Source organism: Arthrobacter mobilis, from assembly GCF_012395835.1.
Lineage (GTDB): Bacteria > Actinomycetota > Actinomycetes > Actinomycetales > Micrococcaceae > Crystallibacter > Crystallibacter mobilis.
In genome coordinates this window covers 94766-119229 of record NZ_JAAZSQ010000010.1, presented here as the reverse complement: position 1 = coordinate 119229, position 24464 = coordinate 94766, and the positions used below count along the sequence as shown (strand labels likewise).

Sequence of the window (24464 nt, the reverse complement as noted above, 5' to 3'; positions counted from 1 at the left end):
GCTAACGCTGCGGGCGCCAGATAACCATGGCCTGGCTGCGCGGACGGGGCCGCTGTCCGCGCAGCAAGCTCACCACGTCGCCGGCCAGGCCCGCGGCAAAAACCCGCCCGGCTTCCTGCTCCTCCCGCTGCCTGGCCTCCGCCAGCTCGGTGCTCAGCTCCTTAATGCGGGACTGCAGCGCGGAAACCTGGTGCTCCAGCTCCAGAATGCGCTTGATGCCGGCCAGCGAGACGCCTTCCTGGGACAGCCGCTGCACTTCGCGCAGGGTGTCCACGTCCTGCTGCGAGTACCGCCGCTGGCGGCCCGCCTGCCGGGACGGGGAGACCAGGCCGAGCCGGTCGTACTGGCGCAGCGTCTGCGGATGCATCTCCGCGAGTTCGGCGGCAACGGAGATCACAAAGATGGGCGCATGCCGGTCAATGCTCACTGTTACCCCCTTCTGCCCGGCCTACAGCCTGGCCTTCGCTGCCAGATCCCGGCGGGGATTGGCATCAGCGGTGGCTTCCGCGAAGGCACGCACCGCCTCCTCAGCTTGCTTGTTCAGATTCTGCGGCACCACGATGTCGATCGTCACCAGCAGGTCGCCGGCGCCCTTGGATGTCCGGACACCCCGGCCTTTGACCCGCAGTGTGCGTCCGGATGGCGTGCCCGGCGGAATCCTGACCTTCACCGTCTCCCCCGTCACCGTGGGGACGTCGATCTCCGCCCCCAGTGCGGCCTCGGCAAAGGTCACGGGTACGTGAATGCGGAGGTTGTCGCCGTCCCGGGTGTAGAACGGATGCGGCTGGACGTTGACGGTTACCATCAGGTCGCCGTTGCCGGCCGGCCCCGGCTGCCCCTTGCCCCGGACGCGCACTTTCTGGCCATCCTTAATGCCGGCAGGAATCCGGACGTCGATGACCTCCCCGGAGGGCTCGCGCAGCCCGATCCTGGTGCCGTTGATCGAGCCGGCGAAGGAGATGCTGGTCGAGGCCGTGCGGTCCGCGCCCTTGCGCGGCGGCGCCTGCGGAGGCTGGAAGCCGCCGCCGAAACCTCCGCCAAAGAGGTCGGCGAACTCCGGCGGAATGTTGCCCCCGCCGAACCCGCCCGCGGAGCGGCCGCGGGGGGCATGGCCGAACAGGTTCCCGAAGATATCCTCGAAGCCGCCGGCACCCGGTCCCCCGGCCCCGCCCGCGGTAAAGCGCGCCCCGCTGCCCATGGCGCGGATCGCGTCGTACTGCTGGCGTTCCTCCGGGTCGGACAGGACCGAATAGGCCTCGGACACGTCCTTGAACATCTTTTCCGCGGCATCGTTGCCGGCATTGGTGTCCGGATGGTATTTCCGGGCCAGCTTGCGGTAAGCCTTCTTGATGTCCGCGTCGGACGCGTCCTTGGCGACACCAAGGATCTTGTAGAAGTCTTTCTCGACCCAATCCTGGCTAGCCATCCAGCCGCCTCCTCATCAATACGAAAATTCCAGGTTCCGCGTATGTGCCAACGGTACGGAAGCCGGATCGGTCTCCGAGGAAGGCGGCTTTAATATTTCCTGCGAGCTCTGCGAGCCGGAAATTTCGTTGCCGCCGTTCGGAGACCGATCCGGCGCCCAAGGTGAGGTTTACTCCGGTACTGCCACAATCACCTGTGCCGCGCGCAGGATGCGGTCGCCGGACTTGTAGCCCTGGCGCAGCACCTGCTGCACGGTGTCGGTGCTGACCTCGGCGCTGGGCTGCTGCATCAGTGCCTCGTGGATGTTCGGGTCGAACTCCACGCCGGTCTCCCCGATGCGCTCGAGCCCGAGTCCGGCCAGTGCCGTTTCCAGCTTCGTCGCGATCGCGGCGAACGGCCCCTCCGCGAGGTCGCCATGCTGGCGGGCGGCTTCGATGTCGTCCAGCACCGGCAGCAGCGTGTTCAGCACGCCGATCACCGCCAGCTCACCGGCCACCGCGCGGTCGCGCTCGACGCGCTTGCGGTAGTTGACATACTCCGCCTGCAGGCGCAGCAGGTCGTTGCGCAGTTCCTCGGCGAGGTTCTGCTCCTGCGTCCCGGCCGAGGCCTCGTTCAGGATCTGTTCGGCCTGGGCCAGCGCGTCCCCCGAATCGTGGGCCTCGTCCACCGGGCGGACCTCCTCATGGGCCGGCGCCTCCGGGTGCCCGCTGCCGCGCACCTTGCCCGTCGCCGGATCGATCTTCCGGTTGTCCCGGATTTCGATCGGTTCCTGGCCGGGCGCCGAGTGCTCTTCCTCGTGTCCGTGATGGGGCATGGTTACTTCTTCTCGTCTTCGTCAACAACTTCGGCATCAACGATGTCCTCGTCGCCACCGGCGGAGGTACCCGCGGAGCCGGCGCCGTCGGACGCACCCGCACCGGCGGAGGCGCCGCCGGTCTGGGCCTGGGCGTAGATGGCCTCGCCCAGCTTGGTCTGCGACTGCTGCAGCTTCTCGAACGCGGCCTTGACCTCGTCGTCGTTGTCCTGGGACTCCAGGACCTTCTTCAGCGCGTCGACGTCAGCCTTGACCTCGGTCTTGACCGCCTCGGGCAGCTTGTCATCGTTGTCGACCAGCAGCTTGTCCACCGAGTACGCCAGCTGTTCGGCGGAGTTGCGCCGGTCGGCAGCCTCGCGGCGCTTCTTGTCCTCGTTGGCGTGCGCCTCGGCGTCGCGGACCATGCGGTCGATGTCCTCCTTGGACAGCGCGGTGCCGCCGGTGATGGTCATCGACTGCTCGGCCCCGGTGCCCTTGTCCCTGGCGGACACGTGCACGATGCCATTGGCGTCGATGTCGAAGGTGACCTCGATCTGCGGCACGCCGCGCGGAGCGGGGGCGATGCCGGTCAGCTCGAAGGTGCCCAGCGGCTTGTTGTCCCGGGTGAACTCGCGCTCGCCCTGGAAGACCTGGATGGCCACGGACGGCTGGTTGTCGTCGGCCGTGGTGAAGGTCTCGGAGCGCTTGGTCGGGATCGCGGTGTTGCGCTCGATCAGCTTGGTCATCACGCCACCCTTGGTTTCGATGCCCAGGGACAGCGGGGTGACGTCGATGAGCAGCACATCCTTGCGCTCCCCCTTGAGCACGCCGGCCTGCAGGGCGGCGCCGACGGCGACGACCTCATCCGGGTTCACGCCCTTGTTCGGTTCCTTGCCGCCGGCCATCTCGCGGACCAGTTCCACGACGGCGGGCATGCGGGTGGAACCGCCGACCAGGATGATGTGGTCGATGTCGGAAACCTTGATGCCGGCCTCGGTGATGACATCATGGAACGGCTTCTTGGTCCGCTCGAGCAGATCCGCGGTCAGTTCCTGGAACTTGGCCCGGGAGAGGTGCTCGTCCAGGTGGACCGGACCCTCGGGGGTGACCGAAAGGTACTGCAGGGAGATGTTGGTGGAGGATGCCGAGGACAGTTCCTTCTTGGCCTGCTCCGCGGCCTCCTTCAGGCGCTGCAGGGCGATCTTGTCCTTGGACAGGTCAGCCCCCTTGGCCTTGGCCTGCTGAAGCAGGTAGTCGACCACGCGCTGGTCCCAGTCGTCGCCGCCGAGACGGTTGTCGCCGGCGGTGGCGCGGACCTGGATCGTGGAAAACTCATCTTCATCCTTGCCCACTTCCAGCAGGGACACGTCGAAAGTGCCGCCACCGAGGTCGAAGACCAGGATGAGCTCGTCTTCCTTGCCCTTGTCCAGGCCGTAGGCCAGGGCAGCGGCCGTGGGCTCGTTGACGATGCGCAGCACGTTCAGGCCGGCAATCTCGCCGGCCTCCTTGGTGGCCTGGCGCTCAGCGTCGTTGAAGTACGCCGGAACGGTGATCACCGCATCGGTGACCTTCTCGCCCAGGTACGATTCGGCGTCGTGCTTGAGCTTCTGCAGGATGCGGGCGGAGATTTCCTGCGGGGTGTACTTCTTGCCGTCGATCTCCTTGAACCAGTCGGTGCCCATGTGGCGCTTGACCGAGGAGATGGTGCGCTCGATGTTGTTGACGGCCTGGCGCTTGGCGATCTCGCCGACCAGGACCTCGCCTGCCTTGGAGAAGGCCACCACGGAGGGCGTGGTGCGGCTGCCCTCGGCGTTGGCGATGACGGTGGGCTCGCCACCTTCCAGCACGGAGACCACTGAGTTGGTGGTTCCCAGGTCGATTCCTACTGCGCGGGACATACGCTTTCCTTTCACTTTCGGCCGCAGGACGGCCGTCTTGAGCGTTCTGCACTCAAGTTTACCCGCCTCTGTACCGATGTCAAACAAACCTGAGCGCAACAGGCTCAAGTTTGGCCGACGGAGTATACGGCCGGACCGGGGGAAACGGGCAGGAATTTAACCTCGCGCAACAGTACCGGCGCCATGCTACGCCGCGGGGGGACATGCGGAGTAACCTCCAGCTATGAAACATGAGGTCTACTCGCACGGCCACCATCGCAGCGTGGTCAATGCCCACGCCGTCCGTACCGCCGCGGACTGTGCGGCGTACCTGCTCCCGCACCTGAAGCCGGGCATGGCCCTGCTCGACGTCGGCTGCGGCCCGGGCAGCATCACCGCCGACCTGGCCGAGCTGGTGGCCCCCGGGGAAGTCATCGGGCTGGACCGCTCCGAGGACGTCCTGGAGCAGGCGGCGGAGCTGGCGGCCCTGCGCGGGATCGAGAACGCCACCTTCGCCAGCGGCAACATCTACGACCTGGAGTACGACGACGACACCTTCGACGTCGTCCATGCGCACCAGGTGCTGCAGCACCTGGCCGACCCGGTGGCCGCCCTCTACGAGATGCGCCGGGTGGCCAAGCCCGGCGGGATCATTGCCGTGCGCGACGCGGACTTCCACGGCATGAGCTGGTATCCGGCCCTGCCCGAACTGGACGACTGGATGGAGACCTACCAGCAGATCGCCCGCGGCAACCAGGCCGAGCCGGACGCCGGCCGGCACCTACTGTCCTGGGCCCTGGCGGCGGGACTGCGGGACATCACCCCGTCCTCCTCGAACTGGCTGTATGCCACCGAGGAGAAGCGCGCCTGGCAGGGCACCGTCTGGTCCGAGCGCGTGCTGCACTCGGCCTACGCCGAACAGGCCTTGGAGCGCGGCATCACCGACCAGGCCGGGCTGGAACGGATCGCGCAGGGCTGGCGGGACTGGGCCAAGGCCCCGGACGGCTGGTTCCTCATCCCCAACGGGGAAATCCTGGCCCGGAAGCCGTAGGCGGACGCCGCGGAACCACCGGCGGGGCCGGCCCGGCCGCTGTGCAGCGGTCCGGGCCGTAGGATCGGCTGGTGCAGTTTTCCCTCTGGCTGGCGCTGCTGGGCGCCGCGATCGTCATCAGCTTCACCCCGGGCGCCGGCGCCATCAACACCATGAGCAACTCGCTCAACGCCGGATTCCGCCGCTCCCTCTGGGGCATCCTCGGCCAGCAGGCCGCACTGGTCATCCATGTGGCCATCGTGGCCCTGGGCCTGGGCCTGCTGGTCTCGAACTCCCCGGTGCTGTTCGCAGCCATCAAGTACGCCGGCGCCGCCTACCTGGTCTACCTGGGCCTGCGGCAGTTCTTCGCCAGCCCGCACGGCAGCGCGGCGGTGGCCGAGTCCCGGCGGGACGAACCGGCCTTCTCCATGTTCCGGCGCGGCCTGTGGGTCAACCTGCTCAATCCGAAGGCCATCGTCTTCTTCCTGGCCTTCATGCCCGGCTTCATCCGGCTGGATGAGCCGCAGCTGCCGCAGTACCTGGTGCTCATCGCCACGGTGGTGGCCGTGGACATCCTGGTCATGTGGTTCTTCTTCGCCGCCGCGGCCAGGTCCTTCCAGCGCTTCACCCGCACCGTGCGCGGGCTGATGCTGTTGAACCGGACCTTCGGCGTCCTGTTCATCAGCGTGGGTCTGATGCTGGCGCTGCTCTAACTAGACTCATGGCTATGTACCGCATCATCACCGTCTGCACCGGGAACATCTGCCGCTCGCCAATGGCCGAATTCATGCTCACGCAGGCCGTCGCCGAGGCCGGGCTCGCCAGCGATGTCACCGTGGATTCGGCGGGAATCTCGGACTGGGAGGCCGGCCGGCCGATCGATCCGCGGGCGGCCAGGCGGCTGGCCCTGGCCGGGCTGGCCAGCGAGGCGCACCGCGCCCGGCAGTTCGAGCTGCTCTGGTTCGCCGACCGGGACCTGATCCTCACCCTGGACGCCGACCACTTCGACGAACTGCTGCGCCTGGCCCCGGACGAGGCAGCCCGCGGCAAGGTGAGGATGTTCCGCTCCTTCGATCCGGCCCTGGCCGGACGCGCTCCCGAAGAACAGGGCATCTACGACCCGTGGTTCGGCAACGACGCGGATTTCGACGCCTGCTGGGAGATGATCCGATCGGCCGTGCCGGGGATTGTCGAGTACGTGAGGAAATCCCTCGATGCCCGCCGCTAAGCCGTTCATCATTGCCGTGGACGGCCGGTCCGGTGCCGGCAAAACCACGCTGGCCGTGGAACTGGCGGCCCTGCTGCGCGCCCACCGCGGCGTGGCCCTGTTCCATCTGGAGGATATCTATCCGGGCTGGGGCGGACTGGCGGACGGCCAGCGGCGCTACCGCGAGATGGTGCTCGAGCCCCTGGCCGCCGGCCGGCAGGCCGTGTGGACCAGCTGGGACTGGCAGCGCGGTACGGACGGACCCGCACGCACCACCGATCCTGCCGAAGTGGTGCTGGTGGAAGGCGTCGGCGCCGCCCACGCCGCCGCGCGGGAGCTGATCGGCGCGACCATCTGGATCGAGGCCGAGGCAGCCCCCCGGCGCCGGCGCGCGCTGGCGCGCGACGGCGCCGGCTACGAGCCGTACTGGGACATGTGGGCGGCCCAGGAGGATGCCTGGCTGGCCGGCGACGACGTCGGCGGCCAGGCCGACGTCGTCGTGCACGGGCCGGGCGGGGACAGCACCCCCGCCGAGGTGCTGCGCGCGCTGGCCACCCTGCCCCAGCTGGAGGCCCTGCTGGCGCCCGAGCACGCCCACCTGGCCAGGCAGCGGGGCAACCGTCTCCTGGCCGAGCGGGTGGATGCCTACCCCGACGCCGAGCGCCTGTTCGGCCGGCTCTACGGGCAGGCCGAGCACGCGGTGTGGCTGGACAGTTCCGACGCCGGGGCGGCCCCGGTTCCGGGGGCCCCGGCCCGCAGCGCGCTGAGCATCCTCGCCGACGATGCCGGCAGCTTCGGCCGCTACGCCGAACACCGTTCCGGCACCACCTGTGTCCGGGCCGGGGCCGTCACCACCCGGGTCCGCGGACCGTTCTTCCGCTGGCTCGAATCCGCCTGGACCGGCGGGCCGTCGCTGCCGGCCCAGGTGCCCGGCGAGTTCGCCCTGGGCTGGGTCGGCTACCTCGGCTACGAGCTCAAACGCGAGGCCGGGGCCCGGGACGTTGCCTCCGAGGTGCCCGATGCCGCCCTGGTCCATGCCGGCCGGGCCGTGCTGCTGGACCATGAGCAGCGCTGCACCTGGCTGCTGGCACTGTCCGGCGACGACGGTGCCACCGGCAGCGATGCCGTGCCCGGGCATGACGGGAACGAAGTCCACCGGTGGCTGGCGGAAGCCCGGGCCGCGGTCGCGGGCACGGCCGGGACGGCCGGCGGCCCGGCGGCCTCCGGCGGTGCCGGCAGCTTTCCACGGCTGCAGTTCAGCGTCCGCGACAGCCGGGAGGAATACCTGGCGAAGATCCGCCGCGCCCAGGAGGAAATCCGCGAGGGCAACTCCTACGAGGTCTGCCTGACGACGGCGCTCCAGGCCCGGCTGCCGGAACCGGTGGACCCGCTGCGCATCTATGCGGCGCTGCGCCGCAGCAACCCCGCCCCCTTCGCCAGCTTCCTGCGGCTGGGCGGGCTGGCGGTGGCCAGCACCTCCCCGGAGCGGTTCCTGCGGATCAGTGCCGGCGGGGCGCTGCGGGCCGAGCCGATCAAGGGCACCCGGCGCCGCGACGCGGATCCGGCCGTTGATGCCGCACTGCGGGCGGACCTGTTGGCCAGTGCCAAGGACCGGGCCGAGAACATCATGATCGTGGACCTGCTGCGCAATGACCTGAGCCACTTCGCGGTGCCGGGTTCGCTGCAGGTCAGCCGGCTCTGCGCGGTCGAAAGCTACGCCACGGTGCACCAGATGGTCTCCACCATCGACGCACAGCTGTCCCCGGAGGCGGTGCGGGCCGAGGCCGTGCTCGCGGCCTTTCCGGCCGGGTCGATGACCGGGGCGCCGAAGATCAGCACGATGGAGATCCTCGACGAGCTCGAGTCCGGGCCGCGCGGGGTCTATTCCGGCGCCATCGGATATTTTTCGCCCAACGGGGCCGCTGATCTGTCGGTGGTGATCCGCACCCTGGTGATGCACGGCGGCCGGCTCTCCCTCGGCGTCGGCGGCGCGGTCACCGCGGATTCGGTTCCCGAGGACGAATGGGACGAGGTGCGGGCCAAGGCCTTCGGGGTGCTCTCGGCCCTGGGCGCGGAATTTCCGGACTGAGCCCGGAGCAGGCGAAGGAGCACGACATGAAGGCCCTGGTCTGCGGCGCCGGGATTGCCGGACTGTCCGCCGCCGGGTTCCTGGCCCGCAGCGGCTGGCAGGTGACGGTGCTGGAACAGGCTCCGGCACCGCGGCCCGAGGGCTATCTGATCGATTTCTTCGGCCCCGGCTGGGCCGCCGCGGACTCCCTGGGGGCGCTGGAGCGGATCCGCGAAGCCGGCTACGCCATCCCCCGCGTGGACTACGTGGGCCGCACCGGCCGCCGGCGGGCCAGCCTCCGCTCCGCCGGCTTCTCCCGCCTGGCCGGCGGGGCACTGGCCAGCATCCTGCGGCCGGACCTCGAACAGGCGCTGCGCGGCTGCCTGCCGGACTCGGTGGACCTGCGCTACGGCATACAGGTCACCGCGGTGCAGCAGGACGACGACGGCGTGCAGGTGGCCGCCGGCAGGGCCGGCAGCTTCGCAGCCGACCTGCTCGTCGGCGCCGACGGAGTGCATTCGGCCGTCCGCGGCCTGGTCTTCGGCCCGGAGCAGGACTATTTCCGGTTCCTGGGCTACCACGTGGGCGCCTACCTGTTCGAGGATGCGCAGGTGGCCGCGGAGCTGGGCAACCGGGTGGCGGTGACCGATACCCGGGACGAGGCCATGTTCTTCTACCGGCTGCGCGACGGGCGCACCACGGCCATGGCCGTGCATCGGACGGACTCCCCGGCGCTGCCGGCCGATCCCCGGGCGGAACTGCGGCGGCGGTACGGCCGGCTGGGCTGGATCTGCCCGGCGGCCCTGGCGCACTGCCCGGACCGGTTCTACTACGACCAGGTCGCGCAGATCCAGATGCCCGGCTGGCATGCCGGCCGGACCGTTCTGCTGGGCGACGCCGCGGCGGCGGTTTCCCTGCTGGCCGGACAGGGGGCGTCGCTGGCCGTTGCCGGCGCGCAGGTCCTGGCCGGGGAGCTGGCCGCGCAGCCGGATCCTGCCACCGGGCTGCAATCCTTCGAGGACCGGTGGCGGCCGCAGGTGCTGCGGCACCAGGCGGCCGGACGGGCGGCCGCGAAGTGGTTCGTGCCCGCGACGCCGCTGGCCTCCGCCGTCCGCCGCACCCTGGTCCGGCTCTCCGGCCTCCCCGCCGTCGCCCGGCTCATCGGCCGCACCGTCGCCGGCCAGTAGGCACGGGCCGGGTTACTGCAGGGTTGCGGTGAGCCGGCAGACGTTGTCGATGTACCGTTCGCCGCGCGGCCGCCGCGCCCATTCGTCCAGCGTCAGTTCACGTGAAACCTTCCGGTAGCTGTCGGCGATCTCCAACAGCCGCGGCACGATGTCGTCGCCGAGCATCATCAGGGACACCTCCAGGTTCAGCGAGAAGGAGCGCATGTCCAGGTTGCTCGAGCCCAGCACCCCCACGTACCCGTCCACCGTGAGGAACTTCGCATGCAGTACCATCGGCTTCGGATACAGGTAGATCCGCACCCCGGCCTGCAGCAGCGCCTGGTAATAGGAGCGCTGGGCGTGGTGGACCAGGAACTGGTCGCCCTGTTCGGAGACGAACAGCTCCACGTCCACGCCGCGCTGTGCCGCCGTCGTGATGGCATAGAGCAGCGAATCGTCCGGCACGAAGTACGGGCTGCACACCGAAAGCCGCTCCACCGCCGAGTAGATGAGCGTGTTGAACAGGCGCAGGTTGTTCTCCGCCTCGAAGCCCGGGCCGCTCGGGACCACCTGGCAGGTCATCGGCCCGGACTCGGTCACGCTGGACGGGGTGAACAGTTCGTGCGCGAGCAGCTCGTCCGTCTCGCTGTACCAGTCGGTGGCGAAGACGACGTTCAGCGCGGTGACGATGGGTCCTTCCAGCCGGGCCATCAGTTCCACCCAGCCGCGGCCGGTGCGGCGGCTGGAAGCGCGCAGGTATCCCGGTTCGATCAGGTTCTGTGAACCGGTGAAAGCCACGTGCCCGTCCACCACGAGGATCTTGCGGTGGTTGCGCAGGTCCACCCGGCGCCACTGGCCGCGGACCGGGAAGATCGGCAGCATGCGGTGCCACTGGATCCCGCTTTGCTTGAGCCAGCGCAGGAATTTGCGGTAGCCGGCCACCCGCAGGGTGCCGATGTGGTCGAACAGCAGGCGCACGGTGACGCCGCGGCGGGCAGCCTCCTGCAGCGCCTCGAACAGCTCGTCCGTGACCTCGTCCTTGGCCATGATGTAGAACTCGACGTTGACGTACTCGCGGGCCTGGCGCACCGCTTCCGTCATCGCCGCGATCGAGGCGCGGTAGTCGGCGAACAGCTGCACGGTATTGCCGTCCAGCACGGGGAACGAGCCAAGCGTGCGGTTGAGTTCGGCCGCCGAATGCACCCAGGTGGGCGCCTCCATCGCGCTGCGCGGCTCCTTCAGCTCCCGGGTAGCCTCCAGGACTTTCTGGTTGATCTCGGCCTGCTGGCGGAGCCGGCGGGAGGAGAGCTTGTAGCTGCCGAACATCAGGAACAGCGGCAGGCCCACCAGCGGGATGAGGAAAATCGCCAGCAGCCAGGCCATGGCCGTGGTGGGCCGGCGGTTGCCGGGCACAATGCCCAGGGCGGCGAGGCGGATGACCATGTCGAGGATACCGAAGAGGACCAGCACCCAGTTGGGGAATGCGCCCCACCCCGCCAGCGGCCACAACACGTCCCGTAATTCCCCCCTCCCGCCGGCCTTCGGCGTCGCTGTCCCTAGACTAACGCGTCGCGGCTCCCCCGCTTTCGCAAGCTCAAGCGGGGCCCCTGCCGCTAGGCTGGAATGCATGACAGTTTTGGTGTTCCTCGATCCCGACCATGAAAACGGCCGGGTAGCCGATGCGTCCAAGCCCCAGCTGATGGCCACCGACCAAGGTGTGACCCGGGGGGACGGCATCTTCGAAACCATGCTCGCCGTGGACGGAACACCACGGAAGCTCTCCGCCCACCTGGCCCGGCTCGCCGCCTCGGCCGAGGCCATGGACCTGGTGATCCCGCCCGCCCCGGCGTGGGAAAGGGCGATCGCCACTGCCCTCGCCGAGCATCCTCCGGCCACCGAGCTGGTGGTCAGGCTGCTGGTGACCCGCGGGGTCGAGGGAGCCGGCACCCCCACCGCATGGGTCCAGGCCAGCGCCCCGGGGACCTCCGGCCGGCAGCAGCGCGAGACCGGCATCGAGGTGCTGCTGCTGGACCGCGGCTATGACAGCTCGGTGGCCGAACGCGCACCCTGGCTGCTGCTGGGCGCCAAGACCCTCTCCTACGCCGTCAACATGGCGGCGCTGCGCTACGCGAAGAAGCAGGGCGCGGACGATGTCATCTTCACCTCCAGCGACGGCCGGGTGCTCGAAGGCCCCACCTCCACGGTGCTGATCGCCACCGTGCGCGACGGCGTGAAGACGCTGACCACTCCGCTGCTGGAAAGCGGGGTGCTGCCGGGCACGTCCCAGGGCGCGCTGTTCAAGACCGCGGCAGAAGCCGGCTGGCACCTCGGCTACGGCCCGCTGGAGCCGCACGATCTGTTCGAGGCCGACGCGGTCTGGCTGGTCTCGAGCATCCGGCTGATGGCTCCGGTGCGCAGCATCGACGGCAAGGAGATCCCGGTCTCGCGGGAGTTGACCGAGGAACTGACCGCGCTGCTGGTCAAGGGCAGCCGCGACTAACCTCAGGCAAACACCAGGTTCCAGGTCCCGGCGCCCACCGCCGCTGCCAGGGCGGCGCCGGCGATCAGCAGCCCGCCCAGCACCACCCACACATCGATGGTGCTGAACGTCGATTCCCGCGCCCAGCTGCGCCGGGCGCCGCCGAAGCCGCGGGCCTCCATGGTCACCGCCAGCCGGGAGGCCCGCCGGATGGCCTGGACCAGCAGCCCAAAGCTCTGCCCCAGCATCGCGTGCGCCCGCCGCAGCGGGCCGCCCTGCGCGCCGACGCCGCGGGCCCGGCGCGCCATGCCGATGGTCTGCCACTCCTCCGCCATGAGTCCGACCAGCCGCAGCGCGGCCAGGGTGCCCAGCACGAAGCGGTGCGGCAGCCTGGCCTTCTGCGCGAGTGCATCGGCCAGGTCCGTGGGGTCCGTGCAGCTCATCAGCAGGATCGCCGGCAGTGCGATCGCCAGGCCGCGCAGCATGAACCCCAGCCCCAGCTGCAGCGATCCTTCGCTGATGGACCAGATGCCTGCGTCGAGCAGCACCTCGCCGCTGTCCGCGGAGAGGATCGCGGTGCTCCAGCCGCCCAGCAAGGCGGCCAGGATCAGCGGCCAGCCGCGCTGCCACAGCAGGCGCACGGTCAGCCCGGCCAGCGGGAAGAGCGCCAGCTCGCCCAGCAGCGCCACGGACGCGGACACCCAGTCGATGGACAGCGCCAGCACCAGCGTGATCAGCATGACGGCGGCGAACTTGGCCAGCGGGTTGGCCCGCGCCAGCAGTGCCTGGCTGCCGTGCAGGGTCAGGGCCTGCCTCATGCGGCACCTGCCGTCATCGGGGCCGAGCCCAGCCGGAGCCCGGTGCCGCCCAGGACCGCGCTGAATTCCTCGTCGTGGGTCACGGAAACCACCGCGGTGCCGGCATCGAGCAGTTCGGAGAGGAACGAGGCCAGTTCGGCCCAGGTGTTCGCGTCCTGGCCGAAGGTGGGCTCGTCGAGCACGAGCACCTGCGGGTGCGCCGCCAGGACGGTGGCCACCGACAACCGCCGTTTCTCGCCGCCGGAGAGTGTGTAGGGGTTGGCCTCCGCCAGGTGTGCCAGGCGCAGCCGCTCGAGCAGTTCGTCCACCCGCTCTGCGCCGCGGCCCAGCTGCCGCGGGCCGAACATGAGCTCGTCCCGGACCGTGCCGGCGACGAACTGGTGCTCGGGCTCCTGGAAAACGGTCCCGATGCGCGAAATCAGCTGCACCGCCTTCCACCGGTACGGGTCGGTTCCCGCACCTGCGCCGAGCGCCTCCGTGGCAACCACCCTGCCGGCGGCAGGTGCGAGCAGTCCGGCCAAGGTCAGCGCCACCGTGGACTTACCGGCGCCGTTGGGGCCGGTGATGGTCAGGGCCCGGCCGGCCCGGACCTCGGCGTTGACCCCTGACTGCACCGGCACCGGACGCGGGCCCCGGCGGCGCTGCCGTTCCCGGGACACCGCCAGGTCCTCGGCGGCCAGCAGCAGGCTGCCGCCGCCGTCGCCGCGCCGGGCCCGGGTGGCAGGCAGGTGGCCGGGCACCCACACCCCGGCGGCGGCGAGCATGGCCCCGGCCCGGGCCAGCACCTGCTCCGGCGGACCGTCCAGCAGCACCGCCGGCTGCTGCCGGCCCTGGGCGTCGAGGCCCGGCTGCAGCACCACGATCCGGTCCACGAGATCCTTCCACACGGCTACGCGGTGCTCGACCACCACCAGGGTGGCGCCGGTCTTGTCCAGGCACCGGCCGACGGCGTCGCGCACCTCCAGCACGCCGGCCGGATCCAGGTTGGCGGTGGGCTCGTCCAGCAGGACCAGCCCGGGGCGCATGGCCAGGATGCCTGCCAGCGCAAGGCGCTGCTTCTGTCCGCCGGACAAGGACGACGTCGGGTGGTCCAGGGCAAAGCCGGCCAGTCCGACGTCCTCAAGCGCTTCCTGCACGCGCGGCCAGATCCGCTCCCGGGGCACGGCAAGGTTTTCGGCGCCGAAGGCCACATCGTCGCCCAGCCGGGAGAGCACCACCTGGGTTTCCGGGTCCTGCTGCATCAGCCCGGCCCGGCCGCGGCCGGCCCGGGGCGCGGCGCCGTCGACCAGCAGCGTGCCGGTCTCGTCGGCACCGTCGTCGTCGTCACCCAGCACCCCGGCCAGGGCGTGCAGCAACGTCGACTTGCCGGCGCCCGAGGCGCCCAGCAGCAACACCCGCTCGCCCGGGAGGATCTCCAGGTCCAGGCCATGCACGGCGGGGGCCGGACGGCCCGCATGCCGCCAGCCCCAGCCGCGGGCGGAGACGGCGGCCGGCCGCACCGCGGCCGGACCGCTGCTGTTGTCGGCGGACATCAGGAAAAGACCGGCTCCGAGGCGGCCCGGCGGGACGCGAAGGAGCTGAGCACCCCGGTCCTTGCCAGGCCCCGGGTGGCGATCCAGGACAGGGCCCCGGCAATGATCGCTCCGGAGACCGCGGTGAACACGATGTAGGCGAGCTTGTCCCCGGCCTCATAGGCGATGTTCCAGCCCCACGGCGCAAAGGAGTCGTTCAGGCCGCAGAACAGCCCTGCCCCTGCCCCGGCCAGCAGCGACACCGGCAGGTTGAACTTCCGGTAGACGAACGCCGCGAACACCAGTTCGGCGCCCAGGCCCTGCAGGAGGCCGGAGATCAGCACCGTGGTGCCGTACTGCGACCCCATGATGAGCTCCCCGGTGGCGGCGACGGTTTCGCAGAACAGCGCCGCGCCCGGCTTGCGGATGATGAGCATGCCCAGCACGGCCGGAATCATCCAGCCGCCGGCGTAGAGGCCGGTCAGGGGCGGGTAGATGGCGTTCAGCGGCGCGGAAACGAGGTGGGCGCCCTGGGACCAGGCCCAGAAGATCACGCCGCCGGCGACGGCGATGAGGGCTGCCACCACGATGTCCACGACGCGCCAGTGGTAGCCGGTCCTGGCAGCCTTGGACGCTGTGGCAGGAACTTCAGTCATGTTGTCCTCCTGAGGTACAGGAGGGGAAAGTGCTTCCCGGCCCGGCGCGGCTCGCCGCCCGGTTCCGGACACTCTGAGAACTCGACTCCCTTCGCCGGTACTAACCGGAGCAGGTTCGAGGGTCTGCGGTGGTCCGCACTCTCAGCGTCCCGTCCCGGCCGGCCCAAGGCCGCGGGAACGGACGCTCCCCTGTCGTTGATGTGCTGTTTTCAGCGTGTTCCAGTCTACACCGTCGCCGCCGGGTCCGGGACGCCGGGGCGGACGCGCCGGGGACGCCGGCCTCCCCGTTCGCGCCCTGCCCCACACGCTCCGCATGCGGGTCCCCGGGTGCGAAGCACCACGGGGCAGCGGGTCGGGTCCCTCGGCACTCGCTGCGAGCGATAGCGCCTACGCCGCCTCCCACCGCTCGCTGCGCTCGCGGCGGGGCCCTCGGCGGCATAGGCTGGAGCCGGATATGACGGATGCCGAGGAACGGGAGTTGCAGTGGACGGATTCTTCAAGGTCATGGGGACCCTGGTCAGCATCGGCACGGGCCTGCTTGCCAGCAAGGTCATCGACGTCGTCTGGAAGAAGGCCACGGGCAAGGACTCGCCCAAGCGCGACGACGACATGGAAAACAGCCTGCGGGCCACGCTGGCCTTCGCGCTGGTCTCCGGCGCCGTCAGCACCGTCATCCGGGTGCTGTCCCAGCGCGGGACCCAGCGGGCCATCGCGCGCTTCACGAAGACCCGGGACCTGGTCTAGGGATTGGGGCGCTCCCGCAGTGTCGGCTGCGCCGCCACGGCGGGGCCCTCGCGCCCCACTCGAGCAGCAGCCCCGTCGCCGGCCGGGTCGGCGGCGGCCTTTTGCACCACCGCGTCCAGTTCGTCCTCGCTGAGTGTGTCCTTGCGCAGGTGCTTGGTCCGGTAGCCGGACCGCCCCACCATGTGGGCGGAGACCGGGACGGTCAGCAGCTGGAACAGCCAGGCAATGGCCAGCAGCGGCACGACCGCCCAGCTGCGCAGCTGCAGGCCCAGGCCGGTGAGCAGCAGCAGCAGGCCAAAGACCTGCGGCTTGGTGGCCGCGTGCATGCGCGAGAGCAGGTCGGGGAAGCGGAGCAGGCCAATGGCGGCTGCGAGGGACATCAGGGCCCCGATCACCAGGCAGGCCGCCGAGGCAAGGTCCAGCAGCAGGTCAATGTTCATGGGGCCGCCTGTCGATGACGAACCGGGCGACGGTCACTGAGCCGATGAAGCCGACCAGGCAGATGACCACCACCAGGACCAGATTGTTCTGGTGCCCGTTCACGGCCATCTCGGTAATCAGTGCCGCCGAGACCACGGAGAGCAGTACGTCGATGGCCAGCACCCTGTCCAGCAGGGACGGGCCCCTGATGGTGCGGACAATGGCCGCGGCCGCGGACACCGTCAGGAGCGCGGCAACCGCCACCAGGACGGCCCCCGCCAAGCTTTCGGTCATGGCTTCCCCGCTTCTTCCGGGACCGGCCCGCTGCCGGTTTCCGCCCGGACCAGTGCCAGTTCCTCCCGGGTGCCGAAGGCGCGGATCAGCGCCGCCTCGATCCGCAGCACCTGGCCGCGGAAGGCCTCGGCTTCCCGCGGCCCCGGAATGTTCAGGCAGTGCAGGTAGAGGGTGGAGGTGGAGCGGTCCACTTCCACCACCAGGCTGCCCGGAATCAGTGAAATCGCGTGCCCGGTGGCGGTGAGGATCAGGTCGGACCGGGTGCGCAGCCGCACTGCCAGCACCGCATTGCGGATCCTGGGACCGGCGGCCACGGCCAGCCAGAAGACCTGGAAGCTGGCCACGGCCACCTGGTAGACGAACTTCACCAGGAACAGCACACCGGCAAGGACGTTCAGCCGTCCGCCCAGTTCCACCGGGGGCAGGTAGAACAGGTTCACCACCACCACTGCGATGAGGGCGCCGAACAGCAGGTTGCCGGCGCTAAAGTCCTGCCAGAGCGCCCCCCAGAGCAGCACCAGCCAGATGAGCAGGGGCAGTTCGGTCAGGAACGGGATCCGGGGCCGCCGGTCCGGGCGCTTCATGGTCCTGCTCCTTCGCTGATGCTTCCGTCGGTGCCGGCACCCGTCCCCGGGCCGAGCACGGCGTCGATGTACGGGGTGCGTTCGAGCATCTGCCCGGCTGCATAGTCGCTGAGCTCGAACAGCGGTCCGGCGAACACCGTCAGGGCGACGCCGAGGAGCACCAGGCCGGCGGTAGGGGCCATCATGGTGCGCGGCAGCAGTGCGACGGAGCCCTTGCCGGTGAACCGGCCGGACGGCTTGTGGGAGACGGACCGCGAGGTGCGCAGCATCGAGCCGTCCGCCGTGGTGGCCAGGAGCACCGGATCCGGGTGCTCGGCGTCCTCGGGGATACGCCAGAAGGCGCGGTTCCACACCCGTGCCATGGCCAGCAGCGTCAGCAGCGAGGTGAGCACGCCGCCGGCCACGAGCAGGTACGCCACGGGCGTGCCCAGATCCACGCCGCCCTGGAGCAGCCCGAGCTTTCCGAGGAAACCCGAGAACGGCGGGATGCCTGCCAGGTTCATCGCCGGCACGAAGAACAGCACCGCCAGCACCGGCGAGAGCCGGGCCAGGCCTCCCAGCCGGTCCATGTTGGTGGTTCCGCCACGCCGTTCGATCAGCCCCGCCACCAGGAACAAGCTGGTCTGCACAATGATGTGGTGTGCCACGTAGTACACCGCTGCGGCCAGGCCCAGCCGCGTGGACATGGCAAGGCCGAAGACCATGTAGCCGATGTGGCTGACCAGGGTGAAGGAGAGCATACGCTTGATGTCGATCTGGGCGAGCGCGCCCAGGATGCCCACGATCATGGTCAGCAGGGCCGTGACCATCAGCAGGGTGTTGATCCGGTCCCCGGGGAAGAGCAGCGTCTCGGTCCGGACCAGGGCATAGACGCCGACCTTGGTCAGCAGGCCGGCGAATACCGCGGTGACCGGCGCCGGGGCCGTGGGGTAGGAGTCCGGCAGCCAGAAGGACAGCGGGAACATGGCGGCCTTGATGCCAAAGGCCACCACCAGCATCAAGTGCAGCATCATGTTCGTGGCCGGATCCAACTCGTCCAGCCGCAGGGCCAGATCGGCCATGTTGATGGTGCCGGTGGCCGCGTAGACCATCGCAATGGCCACGAGGAAGAGCACCGAGGAGATCACGCTGACCACCACGTAGGTCACACCGGCCCGGACCCGCGGCCCGGTTCCCCCCATGGTCATGAGCACGTAGCTGGCGGTCAGCAGGATCTCGAAGCCGACGTAGAGATTGAACAGGTCGGCGGTCAAAAAGGCGTTGGAGACCCCGGCCACCAGGATCATGTAGGTGGGGTGGAAGATCGAGACCGGCCCCTCCTCGTCGCCGTCGGCCATACCCTGCCCGGTGGCATAGACCAGCACCGCGAGGCTGACGGAGGTGGAGACTACCAGCATCAGCGAGGAGAACTCGTCCACCACCATGCTGATCCCGTAGGGCGGCAGCCAGCCGCCCAGGTTCACCGCCTGCACGCCGGCGGTCCATGCCGAGTACAGCAGGTAGATCTCCAGCAGCAGGGTCAGGGACAGGATGGAGATCGTGACCACGCGCTGCGCCCGGGGCACCCGGATGAGCAGGAAGGCGAGGGCGGCGCCGATAAACGGCAGGACGACGGCCAGCGGGGCCAGGGACGCGGCGTTCATCGTTCCTCCTCTGCGCGCACTTGCCCGGGCACAGGCCGGCTGCCCGGAGCCTCTTCTGCCTCGGCCCGAAGAAACTCGGTGGTCTCGGCCGGCATTTCCGCGTCGTCCTCGGCGTCGTAACTGGGCTGGTTGGCCACGCGGCGGTCCTCGATGTCGTCCTGGACTTCGTCCTGGCGGCCCAGCACCCAGGAGCGGTAGATGATGCCGAGCATAAAGGCGGTCACCGCGAAGGAAATGACGATGGAGGTCAGGATCAGCGCCTGCGGCAGCGGATCGTTATACGCCTGGGCCGGGATGCCGGAACCGTACAGCGGTGCCAGGCCTGCCGCTCCCCCGGTGGCCAGGATCAAAACGTTCGCCCCGTTGGTCAGCAGCATCAGGCCCAGCATGACCCGGGTCAGGCTGCGTCCGAGGATCAGGTAGATGCCGACGCCGAAAAGCACGCCGATGACTGCCAGCAGCGTAACGTTCGCCGTCACCGCGACACCTCTTCATCCAGTGGTTCGAGCGCCTCGTCCCGGACTGCGTGCTTGGGGCGGCGGGCAGCAGCCTCGCCGCGCTCGTCGATTTCGGCGCCGAAACTGCGCAGCACATCCAGGACCAATCCCACCACCACCAGGTACACGCCGATGTCGAAGATGGTGGAGGTGACGAACTTGTGGTCCCCGAAGACCGGCAAACTGAAGTGGATGATGGCGCTTTGGAAGACTTGGCCACCGAAGAACAGCGGGGCGACGGCGGTCAGCGAGGCCGTGCCCAGGCCGGCGGCGAGCAGCACGCCGGCGCTGACCGGCGTGGCCTCGGCCAGTTCCACCCGGCCGCCGGCCAGGTAGCGGACCGCCAGGGCCGTGCCGGCCAGGAGCCCGCCGGCGAACCCGCCGCCGGGCAGGTTGTGTCCGGTCAGCAGCAGGTAGACGGAGAAGACCATCACGGAGTGGAAGATCAACCGGGTCACCACTTCGAAGATGATCGAACGCCGCTCCGGGGCCAGCGTGCGTCCGGCCACCAGCCAGGCATCACGGGCTGCCGCGCCAAATCGCCGCCGGGCGGCGAGCACGGCGGAGTTTTGGCTCCCCTGCTCATCGTCCACCTCGGCCAGCAGGTCCACCGAGCCGGTCGGCACCGACTCGGCGCGCTGGCGCTTGTCACCGCGGCCGCGGACGAAGATCAGGCTGGCGACGCCGGTGGCGGCCAGGGCGAGCACCGAAATCTCGCCGAAAGTGTCCCACGCCCGGATGTCCACCAACGTGACGTTGACGATGTTCGCCCCGCCCCCGCCTTCGTAGGCCAGCTGCGGAAATGCCCTGGAGATCGGTTCAGCCGTGCGGGAGGCCATGGCCACCGCCGCGATGGCCATCATGGCCAGGCCGAAGGCCAGGCCCACCGCGGCGCGCAGCAGACGGTATCCGCCCGGAGGCCGCAGCCAGAGCCGGGCCGGCAGCGAGCGCAGCGCCAGGACGATGGCCACCAGCATGATGGTCTCCACCAGCATCTGGGTCAGTGCCAGGTCCGGGGCGCCCTGCAGGGCAAAGATCAGGGCGATGCCGTAACCGGTGACCGAGACCATCAGCACGGCCAGGAAGCGCTTGTTCGCCCGGACGGCGGCCAGCGCCCCGGTAATCACGGCCAGGCCGGCCAGCGCCTGGACGGGGCTGTCGAACCAGACCCAGTCCGCCGGCCAGGGCGCGCCCATGACCAGCAGGACGGTCACCGGGGCGGCCACCGCCACGGACAGGATCACGAAGAGGTAGAAGATCAGCGACCCGCGCTGGGTGCGGCCGGTGATCCAGATGGCGAACTCGTCCAGCACGCCCACGGCGCCGCGGTAAGCCCGTTCGGCATCGAGGAACCGGATGCTCCTGCGCTGGAGCCGCTCGATGCGCCGCCGGCCGCGGAAGAGCAGCAGCCCCGCGGCCAGGGTGAGCGCCGTCAGGCCCAGCGCAGGGGTCAGGCCGTGCCAGAGCGCCAGGTGGCCGTCGGCGCCGCCGTCGGAGGGGAACAGCGAGGTGTACGGCTGCACCGCGGCGTCCACCGGGACCGGCCACAGGCCGAACAGGACCGTGGCGGCGGCCAGGACCGCCGGGGAGGCAAGGAAGGCCCGGGAGACCGGGGTGAACGCCGTCGGCTCCACGCCCGGCTTGGTGGCGAAGCCGCCCCAGACAAAACGGGCGCTGTAGGCGAAGGTCAGCATGGAACCGGCTACCACGCCGGCAAGCACCACCCAGTCCGTCCAGCCGCCGTGCTGCGCCTGGTGGAAGAACGTTTCGTAGACGGATTCCTTGGCCACGAAGCCCAGCAGCGGGGGCACTCCTGCCATGGACGCCGCGCCCACCAGTGCGACCGAAAACAGCACCGGTGCCGCCCGGTGGATCCCGGAGAGCTCGCGGATGTCGCGGGTGCCGGACTGGTGGTCAATGATGCCGACCACCAGGAACAGCGTCGCCTTGAACAGCCCGTGCGCCAGCAGCAGGCCAAGCCCGGCCAGGGCGGCATCCCGGCCGCCCAGGCCGACTACCAGGGTGAGGAAGCCGAGCTGGCTGACGGTTCCGTAGGCCAGCAGCAGCTTCAGGTCGAACTGCCGCAGGGCCTGCCAGCCGCCCACCAGCATGGTCAGCAGCCCGAGCACCGTCACCACCGCGTCCCAGTACCCGGTGCCGGCGAACCCGGGAGCGAGCCTGGCGACCAGGTAGATCCCGGCCTTGACCATGGCGGCCGCGTGCAGGTAGGCGCTGACCGGGGTGGGGGCGGCCATGGCCGCCGGCAGCCAGAAGTGGAAGGGCACCAGCGCCGATTTGCTGACGGCGCCGGCCAGGATCAGCACGATGGCAACCTCTGCAACGGCGCCCTCTGCCAGCAGGGCCGGAGCCGCGGCGAGAATCTCGGAAATCCGGTAGGTCCCGGCATGCTGGCCCAGCAGGACCAGGCCCGCCAGCATGGCCAGGCCGCCGAAAGTGGTGACCATCAGGGCCATCAGCGCCGAGCGGCGTGCGGCCAGGCGCTGCCGGGCAAACCCGATCAGCAGGTAGGACAGGATGGTGGTCAGTTCCCAGAAGACATAGAGCATGATCAGGTCATCGGTGATGACCAGGCCGAACATCGCTCCGGCAAAGGCCAGCAGCTGCGCCCCGAACGGTCCGATGTGGCTGTCCCCGGACCGGAAGTAGCGGGCGCAGTAGAAGAGCACCAGCGCGCCGACGCCCAGGATCAGCAGGGCGAGCACCGCCGAGAGTGCGTCCATCCGGAAGGCCAGTTCCAGCCGCAGCTGGGGGATCCAGGCCACCGCTTCCGACGGCGGGGCGTTCGGCGCGCCGTCGAGCGCCCGCTGGTCCGTGCCGATGTACCGTCCGAAGGTGGCCAGCAGCCAGACGAAGCCGCCGGCGGGCACGGCGGCCAGCAGATAGAACGTGGAGCGGCCGAGTTTCCGGAAGATTAAGGGCGCTGCAAAGGCCACCGCAAAGAGCAGGGTGAGCACAATGAGCACGGTTTTCTCCGGAGCACCTTTCTGGGCTTGTCGGGGACAAGGAAATGCCTGCGGACGGCGGGACGGCCCGCTTCCATGCTAGCAAAGGCATACGTCCGGCTGCCCGGCGACGCTCCGGCGTGACCCGGTTCACCTCGGCCTAAACCGGCCTTTGCCCGGCTTGTGCCCGGCAGCCGCCGGTGCCGGTGCATCCGGCGCCGGGGCCGATAGCATCACGGTATGAGCCGCACCGCGAACAGCCCCTCCCGGCCGGCCGGCGCCCGGTCCGGACGGTTCCCGGCCCGTGCCGTCCGGGTGCTGGCCTGGGCGTCCTGGGACTGGGGTTCCGCCGCCTTCAACGCGGTGATGACCACCTTCGTCTTCACCGTCTACCTCACCTCCGATGCCTTCGGCGGCGAGGCCCATACCTCGGCCGTGCTGGGCTGGGGCCTGGCCGCTTCCGGGGCCGCCATTGCCCTGCTGGCTCCGGTGACCGGACAGCGCTCGGATGCCGGCGGCCGCCGCAGGCTCTTCCTGGGCATCAACAGCGCGGCGGTGGCAGTGCTGACCGCCCTGTGCTTCTTCATCCGGCCGTCCCCGGAGTTCCTGCTGCCGGGGGTGGCGCTGATCGCGCTGGCCAACGTGTTCTACGAGTTCGCCAACGTCAACTACAACGCCATGCTCCCCCAGGTCTCCACTCCTGCCAGCATCGGCAGGATCAGCGGATTCGGCTGGGCCATGGGCTACGCCGGCGGCATCGCGGCCCTGGCCCTGGTGCTGGCCGGCTTCGTGCTGCCGGAGACCGGCTGGTTCGGCGCCACGGCGGAGGACGGGCTGAACATCCGTCTCGTGGCGGTCTTCTCGGCCCTGTGGTTCCTGCTCTTCGCGCTGCCGGTGCTGTTCGCCGTGCCGGAGGTCCCGCGCCGGCCCGGGGGCCCGGCGGCAGGCATCCTGTCCTCCTACCGGCTGCTGGCCCGCCGGATCAGGGCCCTGTACCGCACGGACCCGCACACCATCTACTTCCTGCTGGCCAGCGCGGTGTTCCGGGACGGGCTGGCAGCGGTCTTTACCTTCGGCGGCGTGATCGCGGCCGGCACCTTCGGCTTCGCCCTCACGGAGGTCATCGTCTTCGCGATCGCCGGCAATATCGTGGCGGCCGCCGGCGCCGTCGCCGGCGGTTTCCTCGACGACCGGGCCGGTCCCAAGGCGGTGATCATCGGCGCGCTGGCCGGGCTGCTGGCCACCGGCGGCGCCCTGCTGGCCCTGGGCCCGGACGAACACGTGCTCTTCGGCGTCGCATTCGACGGGACGCTGACCTTCTGGGTCTTCGGGCTGCTGCTGTGCCTCTTCGTCGGTCCTGCCCAGTCCTCCTCCCGGGCCTACCTGGCCCGGCTGGCCCCGGAGGGCGAGGAAGGCGGACTCTTCGGCCTCTACGCGACCACGGGCCGGGCGGTCAGTTTCCTCGCGCCGTCGCTGTTCGCCGCGTGCATCGGCATCTTCGGCTCGCAGCGCTTCGGCATCCTGGGCATCCTGGTGGTGCTGCTGGCCGGACTGCTCGTCCTGCTGCCGGTGAAGCCGCCGCCGCACCTTCCCCGCCCCAAACCGGATCGACGTGGCACATGATGCCCCTTCCCGGGTCCGGAAAGGGCGTGATGTGCGACGTCGATGGAAGGGGTCAGCGGCCGATGAGCGTGCGGTGGAAGTTGAGGTAGCTGCGTGAGGCCGTCGGGCCGCGCTGGCCCTGGTAGCGGTTGCCGTACTCCCCGGACCCGTACGGGTGCTCGGCCGGGGAGGTCAGGCGGAAGAAGCACAGCTGCCCGATCTTGGAGCCGGGCCAGAGCTTGATCGGCAGCGTGGCCATGTTGGACAGCTCCAGGGTCACGTGGCCGGAGAATCCCGGGTCGATGAACCCGGCGGTGGAGTGCGTGAGCAGGCCCAGCCGGCCCAGCGAGGACTTGCCCTCCAGGCGCGCGGCAATATCCTCGGGCAGCGTGACCGTCTCGTAGGTGGAACCGAGCACGAATTCGCCCGGGTGCAGGATCAGCGGCTCATCAGGCTCCACTTCGACCAGCCGGGTCAGTTCCGGCTGCTCTTCGGAGGGATCGATGTGGGCGTACTTGTGGTTGTCGAAGAGCCGGAAGAACCTGTCGATGCGCACATCCACGCTGGAGGGCTGGATCATGTCCGGCAGGTAGGGGTCCAGGACGATCCGTTCGGCATCAAGTTCGGCGCGGATATCACGGTCGGAGAGCAGCACCTACTAAAAATATCGCATCCGGGCCGGCTCAC

At 69.8% G+C, this 24464-nt stretch carries 23 protein-coding genes and 1 riboswitch; of the genes, 8 read left to right on the top strand and 15 right to left on the bottom strand.

Annotated elements, in window-relative coordinates:
- Window position 1: 1 nt before the first annotated feature.
- The 4 genes from HGG74_RS11975 to dnaK all read right to left on the bottom strand — a co-directional run bounded on the left by HGG74_RS11975 (window position 2) and on the right by dnaK (window position 4116).
- Window positions 2-427: a heat shock protein transcriptional repressor HspR gene (locus HGG74_RS11975; protein ID WP_168486598.1), complete on the bottom strand. Its 426-nt coding sequence runs from the start codon at window positions 425-427 to the stop codon at window positions 2-4.
- Window positions 428-448: 21 nt separating this feature from the next.
- Window positions 449-1426 (bottom strand): DnaJ C-terminal domain-containing protein, encoded by a 978-nt coding sequence (locus HGG74_RS11970; RefSeq protein ID WP_168486596.1) that lies wholly within the window; start codon window positions 1424-1426, stop codon window positions 449-451.
- A 168-nt stretch (window positions 1427-1594) separates the two neighbouring features.
- The gene (locus HGG74_RS11965; RefSeq protein ID WP_168486594.1) at window positions 1595-2239 is read right to left on the bottom strand and encodes a nucleotide exchange factor GrpE; all 645 of its coding nucleotides are present in this window, start codon (window positions 2237-2239) and stop codon (window positions 1595-1597) included.
- A gap of 2 nt (window positions 2240-2241) precedes the next feature.
- Entirely contained in the window at window positions 2242-4116 is a 1875-nt protein-coding gene (gene dnaK, locus HGG74_RS11960; protein WP_168486592.1) for a molecular chaperone DnaK, read from the bottom strand.
- A 223-nt stretch (window positions 4117-4339) separates the two neighbouring features.
- Between dnaK and HGG74_RS11955 the strand changes: the two genes are divergently transcribed.
- The 5 genes from HGG74_RS11955 to HGG74_RS11935 all read left to right on the top strand — a co-directional run bounded on the left by HGG74_RS11955 (window position 4340) and on the right by HGG74_RS11935 (window position 9587).
- Window positions 4340-5146, top strand: a complete 807-nt coding sequence (locus HGG74_RS11955; protein WP_168486591.1) for a class I SAM-dependent methyltransferase — start codon at window positions 4340-4342, stop codon at window positions 5144-5146.
- 71 nt (window positions 5147-5217) lie between these two features.
- Window positions 5218-5838, top strand: a complete 621-nt coding sequence (locus HGG74_RS11950) for a LysE family transporter (RefSeq protein ID WP_168486589.1) — start codon at window positions 5218-5220, stop codon at window positions 5836-5838.
- Between the two features lie 14 nt (window positions 5839-5852).
- On the top strand, window positions 5853-6353 hold the full coding sequence (locus HGG74_RS11945; protein ID WP_168486587.1) for a low molecular weight protein-tyrosine-phosphatase: 501 nt from the start codon (window positions 5853-5855) through the stop codon (window positions 6351-6353).
- Window positions 6340-8421 carry an aminodeoxychorismate synthase component I gene (pabB, locus tag HGG74_RS11940; protein WP_168486586.1) on the top strand — a complete coding sequence of 694 codons (2082 nt, stop codon included), beginning with the start codon at window positions 6340-6342 and terminating at the stop codon, window positions 8419-8421. Before HGG74_RS11945 ends, pabB begins: the two co-directional genes overlap by 14 nt.
- Before the next feature lie 26 nt (window positions 8422-8447).
- Window positions 8448-9587: an FAD-dependent oxidoreductase gene (locus HGG74_RS11935; protein ID WP_168486584.1), complete on the top strand. Its 1140-nt coding sequence runs from the start codon at window positions 8448-8450 to the stop codon at window positions 9585-9587.
- 12 nt (window positions 9588-9599) lie between these two features.
- On the opposite strand, the gene cls is transcribed toward HGG74_RS11935, so the two are convergent.
- Window positions 9600-11078 carry a cardiolipin synthase gene (cls, locus tag HGG74_RS11930; RefSeq protein WP_312856829.1) on the bottom strand — a complete coding sequence of 493 codons (1479 nt, stop codon included), beginning with the start codon at window positions 11076-11078 and terminating at the stop codon, window positions 9600-9602.
- A 115-nt stretch (window positions 11079-11193) separates the two neighbouring features.
- Here cls and HGG74_RS11925 point away from each other — a divergent pair, with 115 nt between their 5' ends.
- Window positions 11194-12066: an aminodeoxychorismate lyase gene (locus HGG74_RS11925; protein WP_168486580.1), complete on the top strand. Its 873-nt coding sequence runs from the start codon at window positions 11194-11196 to the stop codon at window positions 12064-12066.
- Window positions 12067-12068: 2 nt separating this feature from the next.
- Here the strand turns inward: HGG74_RS11925 and HGG74_RS11920 are convergent, their stop codons facing one another.
- The 3 genes from HGG74_RS11920 to HGG74_RS11910 are packed head-to-tail and all read right to left on the bottom strand — an operon-like array spanning window position 12069 to window position 15030.
- Window positions 12069-12863 carry an energy-coupling factor transporter transmembrane component T family protein gene (locus HGG74_RS11920; RefSeq protein ID WP_168486578.1) on the bottom strand — a complete coding sequence of 265 codons (795 nt, stop codon included), beginning with the start codon at window positions 12861-12863 and terminating at the stop codon, window positions 12069-12071.
- Window positions 12860-14395 (bottom strand): ABC transporter ATP-binding protein, encoded by a 1536-nt coding sequence (locus HGG74_RS11915; RefSeq protein ID WP_168486577.1) that lies wholly within the window; start codon window positions 14393-14395, stop codon window positions 12860-12862. Before HGG74_RS11915 ends, HGG74_RS11920 begins: the two co-directional genes overlap by 4 nt.
- A complete protein-coding gene (locus tag HGG74_RS11910) occupies window positions 14395-15030 on the bottom strand; it encodes an ECF transporter S component (protein ID WP_168486575.1) in 636 nt (211 codons plus the stop codon). The genes HGG74_RS11915 and HGG74_RS11910 overlap by 1 nt, the downstream gene beginning before the upstream one ends.
- A 69-nt stretch (window positions 15031-15099) precedes the next feature.
- Window positions 15100-15231, bottom strand: a riboswitch (TPP riboswitch).
- Window positions 15232-15513: 282 nt separating this feature from the next.
- Here HGG74_RS11910 and HGG74_RS11905 point away from each other — a divergent pair.
- Window positions 15514-15774: a DUF4235 domain-containing protein gene (locus HGG74_RS11905; RefSeq protein WP_168486573.1), complete on the top strand. Its 261-nt coding sequence runs from the start codon at window positions 15514-15516 to the stop codon at window positions 15772-15774.
- Here HGG74_RS11905 and mnhG read toward each other — a convergent pair.
- The 6 genes from mnhG to HGG74_RS11875 are packed head-to-tail and all read right to left on the bottom strand — an operon-like array spanning window position 15771 to window position 22196.
- The gene (mnhG, locus tag HGG74_RS11900; protein ID WP_168486571.1) at window positions 15771-16214 is read right to left on the bottom strand and encodes a monovalent cation/H(+) antiporter subunit G; all 444 of its coding nucleotides are present in this window, start codon (window positions 16212-16214) and stop codon (window positions 15771-15773) included. The genes HGG74_RS11905 and mnhG overlap by 4 nt on opposite strands.
- Window positions 16204-16488: an MrpF/PhaF family protein gene (locus tag HGG74_RS11895; RefSeq protein WP_205761783.1), complete on the bottom strand. Its 285-nt coding sequence runs from the start codon at window positions 16486-16488 to the stop codon at window positions 16204-16206. The genes mnhG and HGG74_RS11895 overlap by 11 nt, the downstream gene beginning before the upstream one ends.
- Window positions 16485-17072, bottom strand: coding sequence for a Na+/H+ antiporter subunit E (locus tag HGG74_RS11890; RefSeq protein ID WP_168486569.1), 588 nt, complete (start codon window positions 17070-17072; stop codon window positions 16485-16487). Before HGG74_RS11890 ends, HGG74_RS11895 begins: the two co-directional genes overlap by 4 nt.
- Window positions 17069-18715 carry a Na+/H+ antiporter subunit D gene (locus HGG74_RS11885; RefSeq protein ID WP_168486567.1) on the bottom strand — a complete coding sequence of 549 codons (1647 nt, stop codon included), beginning with the start codon at window positions 18713-18715 and terminating at the stop codon, window positions 17069-17071. The genes HGG74_RS11890 and HGG74_RS11885 overlap by 4 nt, the downstream gene beginning before the upstream one ends.
- The gene (locus HGG74_RS11880; protein WP_168486565.1) at window positions 18712-19194 is read right to left on the bottom strand and encodes a Na(+)/H(+) antiporter subunit C; all 483 of its coding nucleotides are present in this window, start codon (window positions 19192-19194) and stop codon (window positions 18712-18714) included. Before HGG74_RS11880 ends, HGG74_RS11885 begins: the two co-directional genes overlap by 4 nt.
- The gene (locus tag HGG74_RS11875; protein ID WP_168486564.1) at window positions 19191-22196 is read right to left on the bottom strand and encodes a Na+/H+ antiporter subunit A; all 3006 of its coding nucleotides are present in this window, start codon (window positions 22194-22196) and stop codon (window positions 19191-19193) included. Before HGG74_RS11875 ends, HGG74_RS11880 begins: the two co-directional genes overlap by 4 nt.
- A 219-nt stretch (window positions 22197-22415) precedes the next feature.
- Here HGG74_RS11875 and HGG74_RS11870 point away from each other — a divergent pair, with 219 nt between their 5' ends.
- Window positions 22416-23798 (top strand): MFS transporter, encoded by a 1383-nt coding sequence (locus tag HGG74_RS11870; RefSeq protein WP_168486563.1) that lies wholly within the window; start codon window positions 22416-22418, stop codon window positions 23796-23798.
- A gap of 52 nt (window positions 23799-23850) precedes the next feature.
- Here HGG74_RS11870 and dcd read toward each other — a convergent pair whose 3' ends face one another.
- Entirely contained in the window at window positions 23851-24432 is a 582-nt protein-coding gene (gene dcd / locus HGG74_RS11865; RefSeq protein ID WP_168486562.1) for a dCTP deaminase, read from the bottom strand.
- Window positions 24433-24464 lie beyond the last annotated feature (32 nt).

Coding starts and splice junctions, on each gene's coding strand:
- HGG74_RS11920 (WP_168486578.1), bottom strand. CDS start 12,863: ATGAGGCAGGCCCTGACCCTGCACGGCAGCCAGGCACTGCTGGCGCGG.
- HGG74_RS11965 (WP_168486594.1), bottom strand. CDS start 2,239: ATGCCCCATCACGGACACGAGGAAGAGCACTCGGCGCCCGGCCAGGAA.
- HGG74_RS11915 (WP_168486577.1), bottom strand. CDS start 14,395: ATGTCCGCCGACAACAGCAGCGGTCCGGCCGCGGTGCGGCCGGCCGCC.
- pabB (WP_168486586.1), top strand. CDS start 6,340: ATGCCCGCCGCTAAGCCGTTCATCATTGCCGTGGACGGCCGGTCCGGT.
- HGG74_RS11925 (WP_168486580.1), top strand. CDS start 11,194: ATGACAGTTTTGGTGTTCCTCGATCCCGACCATGAAAACGGCCGGGTA.
- HGG74_RS11955 (WP_168486591.1), top strand. CDS start 4,340: ATGAAACATGAGGTCTACTCGCACGGCCACCATCGCAGCGTGGTCAAT.
- HGG74_RS11970 (WP_168486596.1), bottom strand. CDS start 1,426: ATGGCTAGCCAGGATTGGGTCGAGAAAGACTTCTACAAGATCCTTGGT.
- HGG74_RS11895 (WP_205761783.1), bottom strand. CDS start 16,488: ATGACCGAAAGCTTGGCGGGGGCCGTCCTGGTGGCGGTTGCCGCGCTC.
- HGG74_RS11910 (WP_168486575.1), bottom strand. CDS start 15,030: ATGACTGAAGTTCCTGCCACAGCGTCCAAGGCTGCCAGGACCGGCTAC.
- dnaK (WP_168486592.1), bottom strand. CDS start 4,116: ATGTCCCGCGCAGTAGGAATCGACCTGGGAACCACCAACTCAGTGGTC.
- mnhG (WP_168486571.1), bottom strand. CDS start 16,214: ATGAACATTGACCTGCTGCTGGACCTTGCCTCGGCGGCCTGCCTGGTG.
- HGG74_RS11885 (WP_168486567.1), bottom strand. CDS start 18,715: ATGAACGCCGCGTCCCTGGCCCCGCTGGCCGTCGTCCTGCCGTTTATC.
- HGG74_RS11945 (WP_168486587.1), top strand. CDS start 5,853: ATGTACCGCATCATCACCGTCTGCACCGGGAACATCTGCCGCTCGCCA.
- HGG74_RS11890 (WP_168486569.1), bottom strand. CDS start 17,072: ATGAAGCGCCCGGACCGGCGGCCCCGGATCCCGTTCCTGACCGAACTG.
- HGG74_RS11935 (WP_168486584.1), top strand. CDS start 8,448: ATGAAGGCCCTGGTCTGCGGCGCCGGGATTGCCGGACTGTCCGCCGCC.
- HGG74_RS11870 (WP_168486563.1), top strand. CDS start 22,416: ATGAGCCGCACCGCGAACAGCCCCTCCCGGCCGGCCGGCGCCCGGTCC.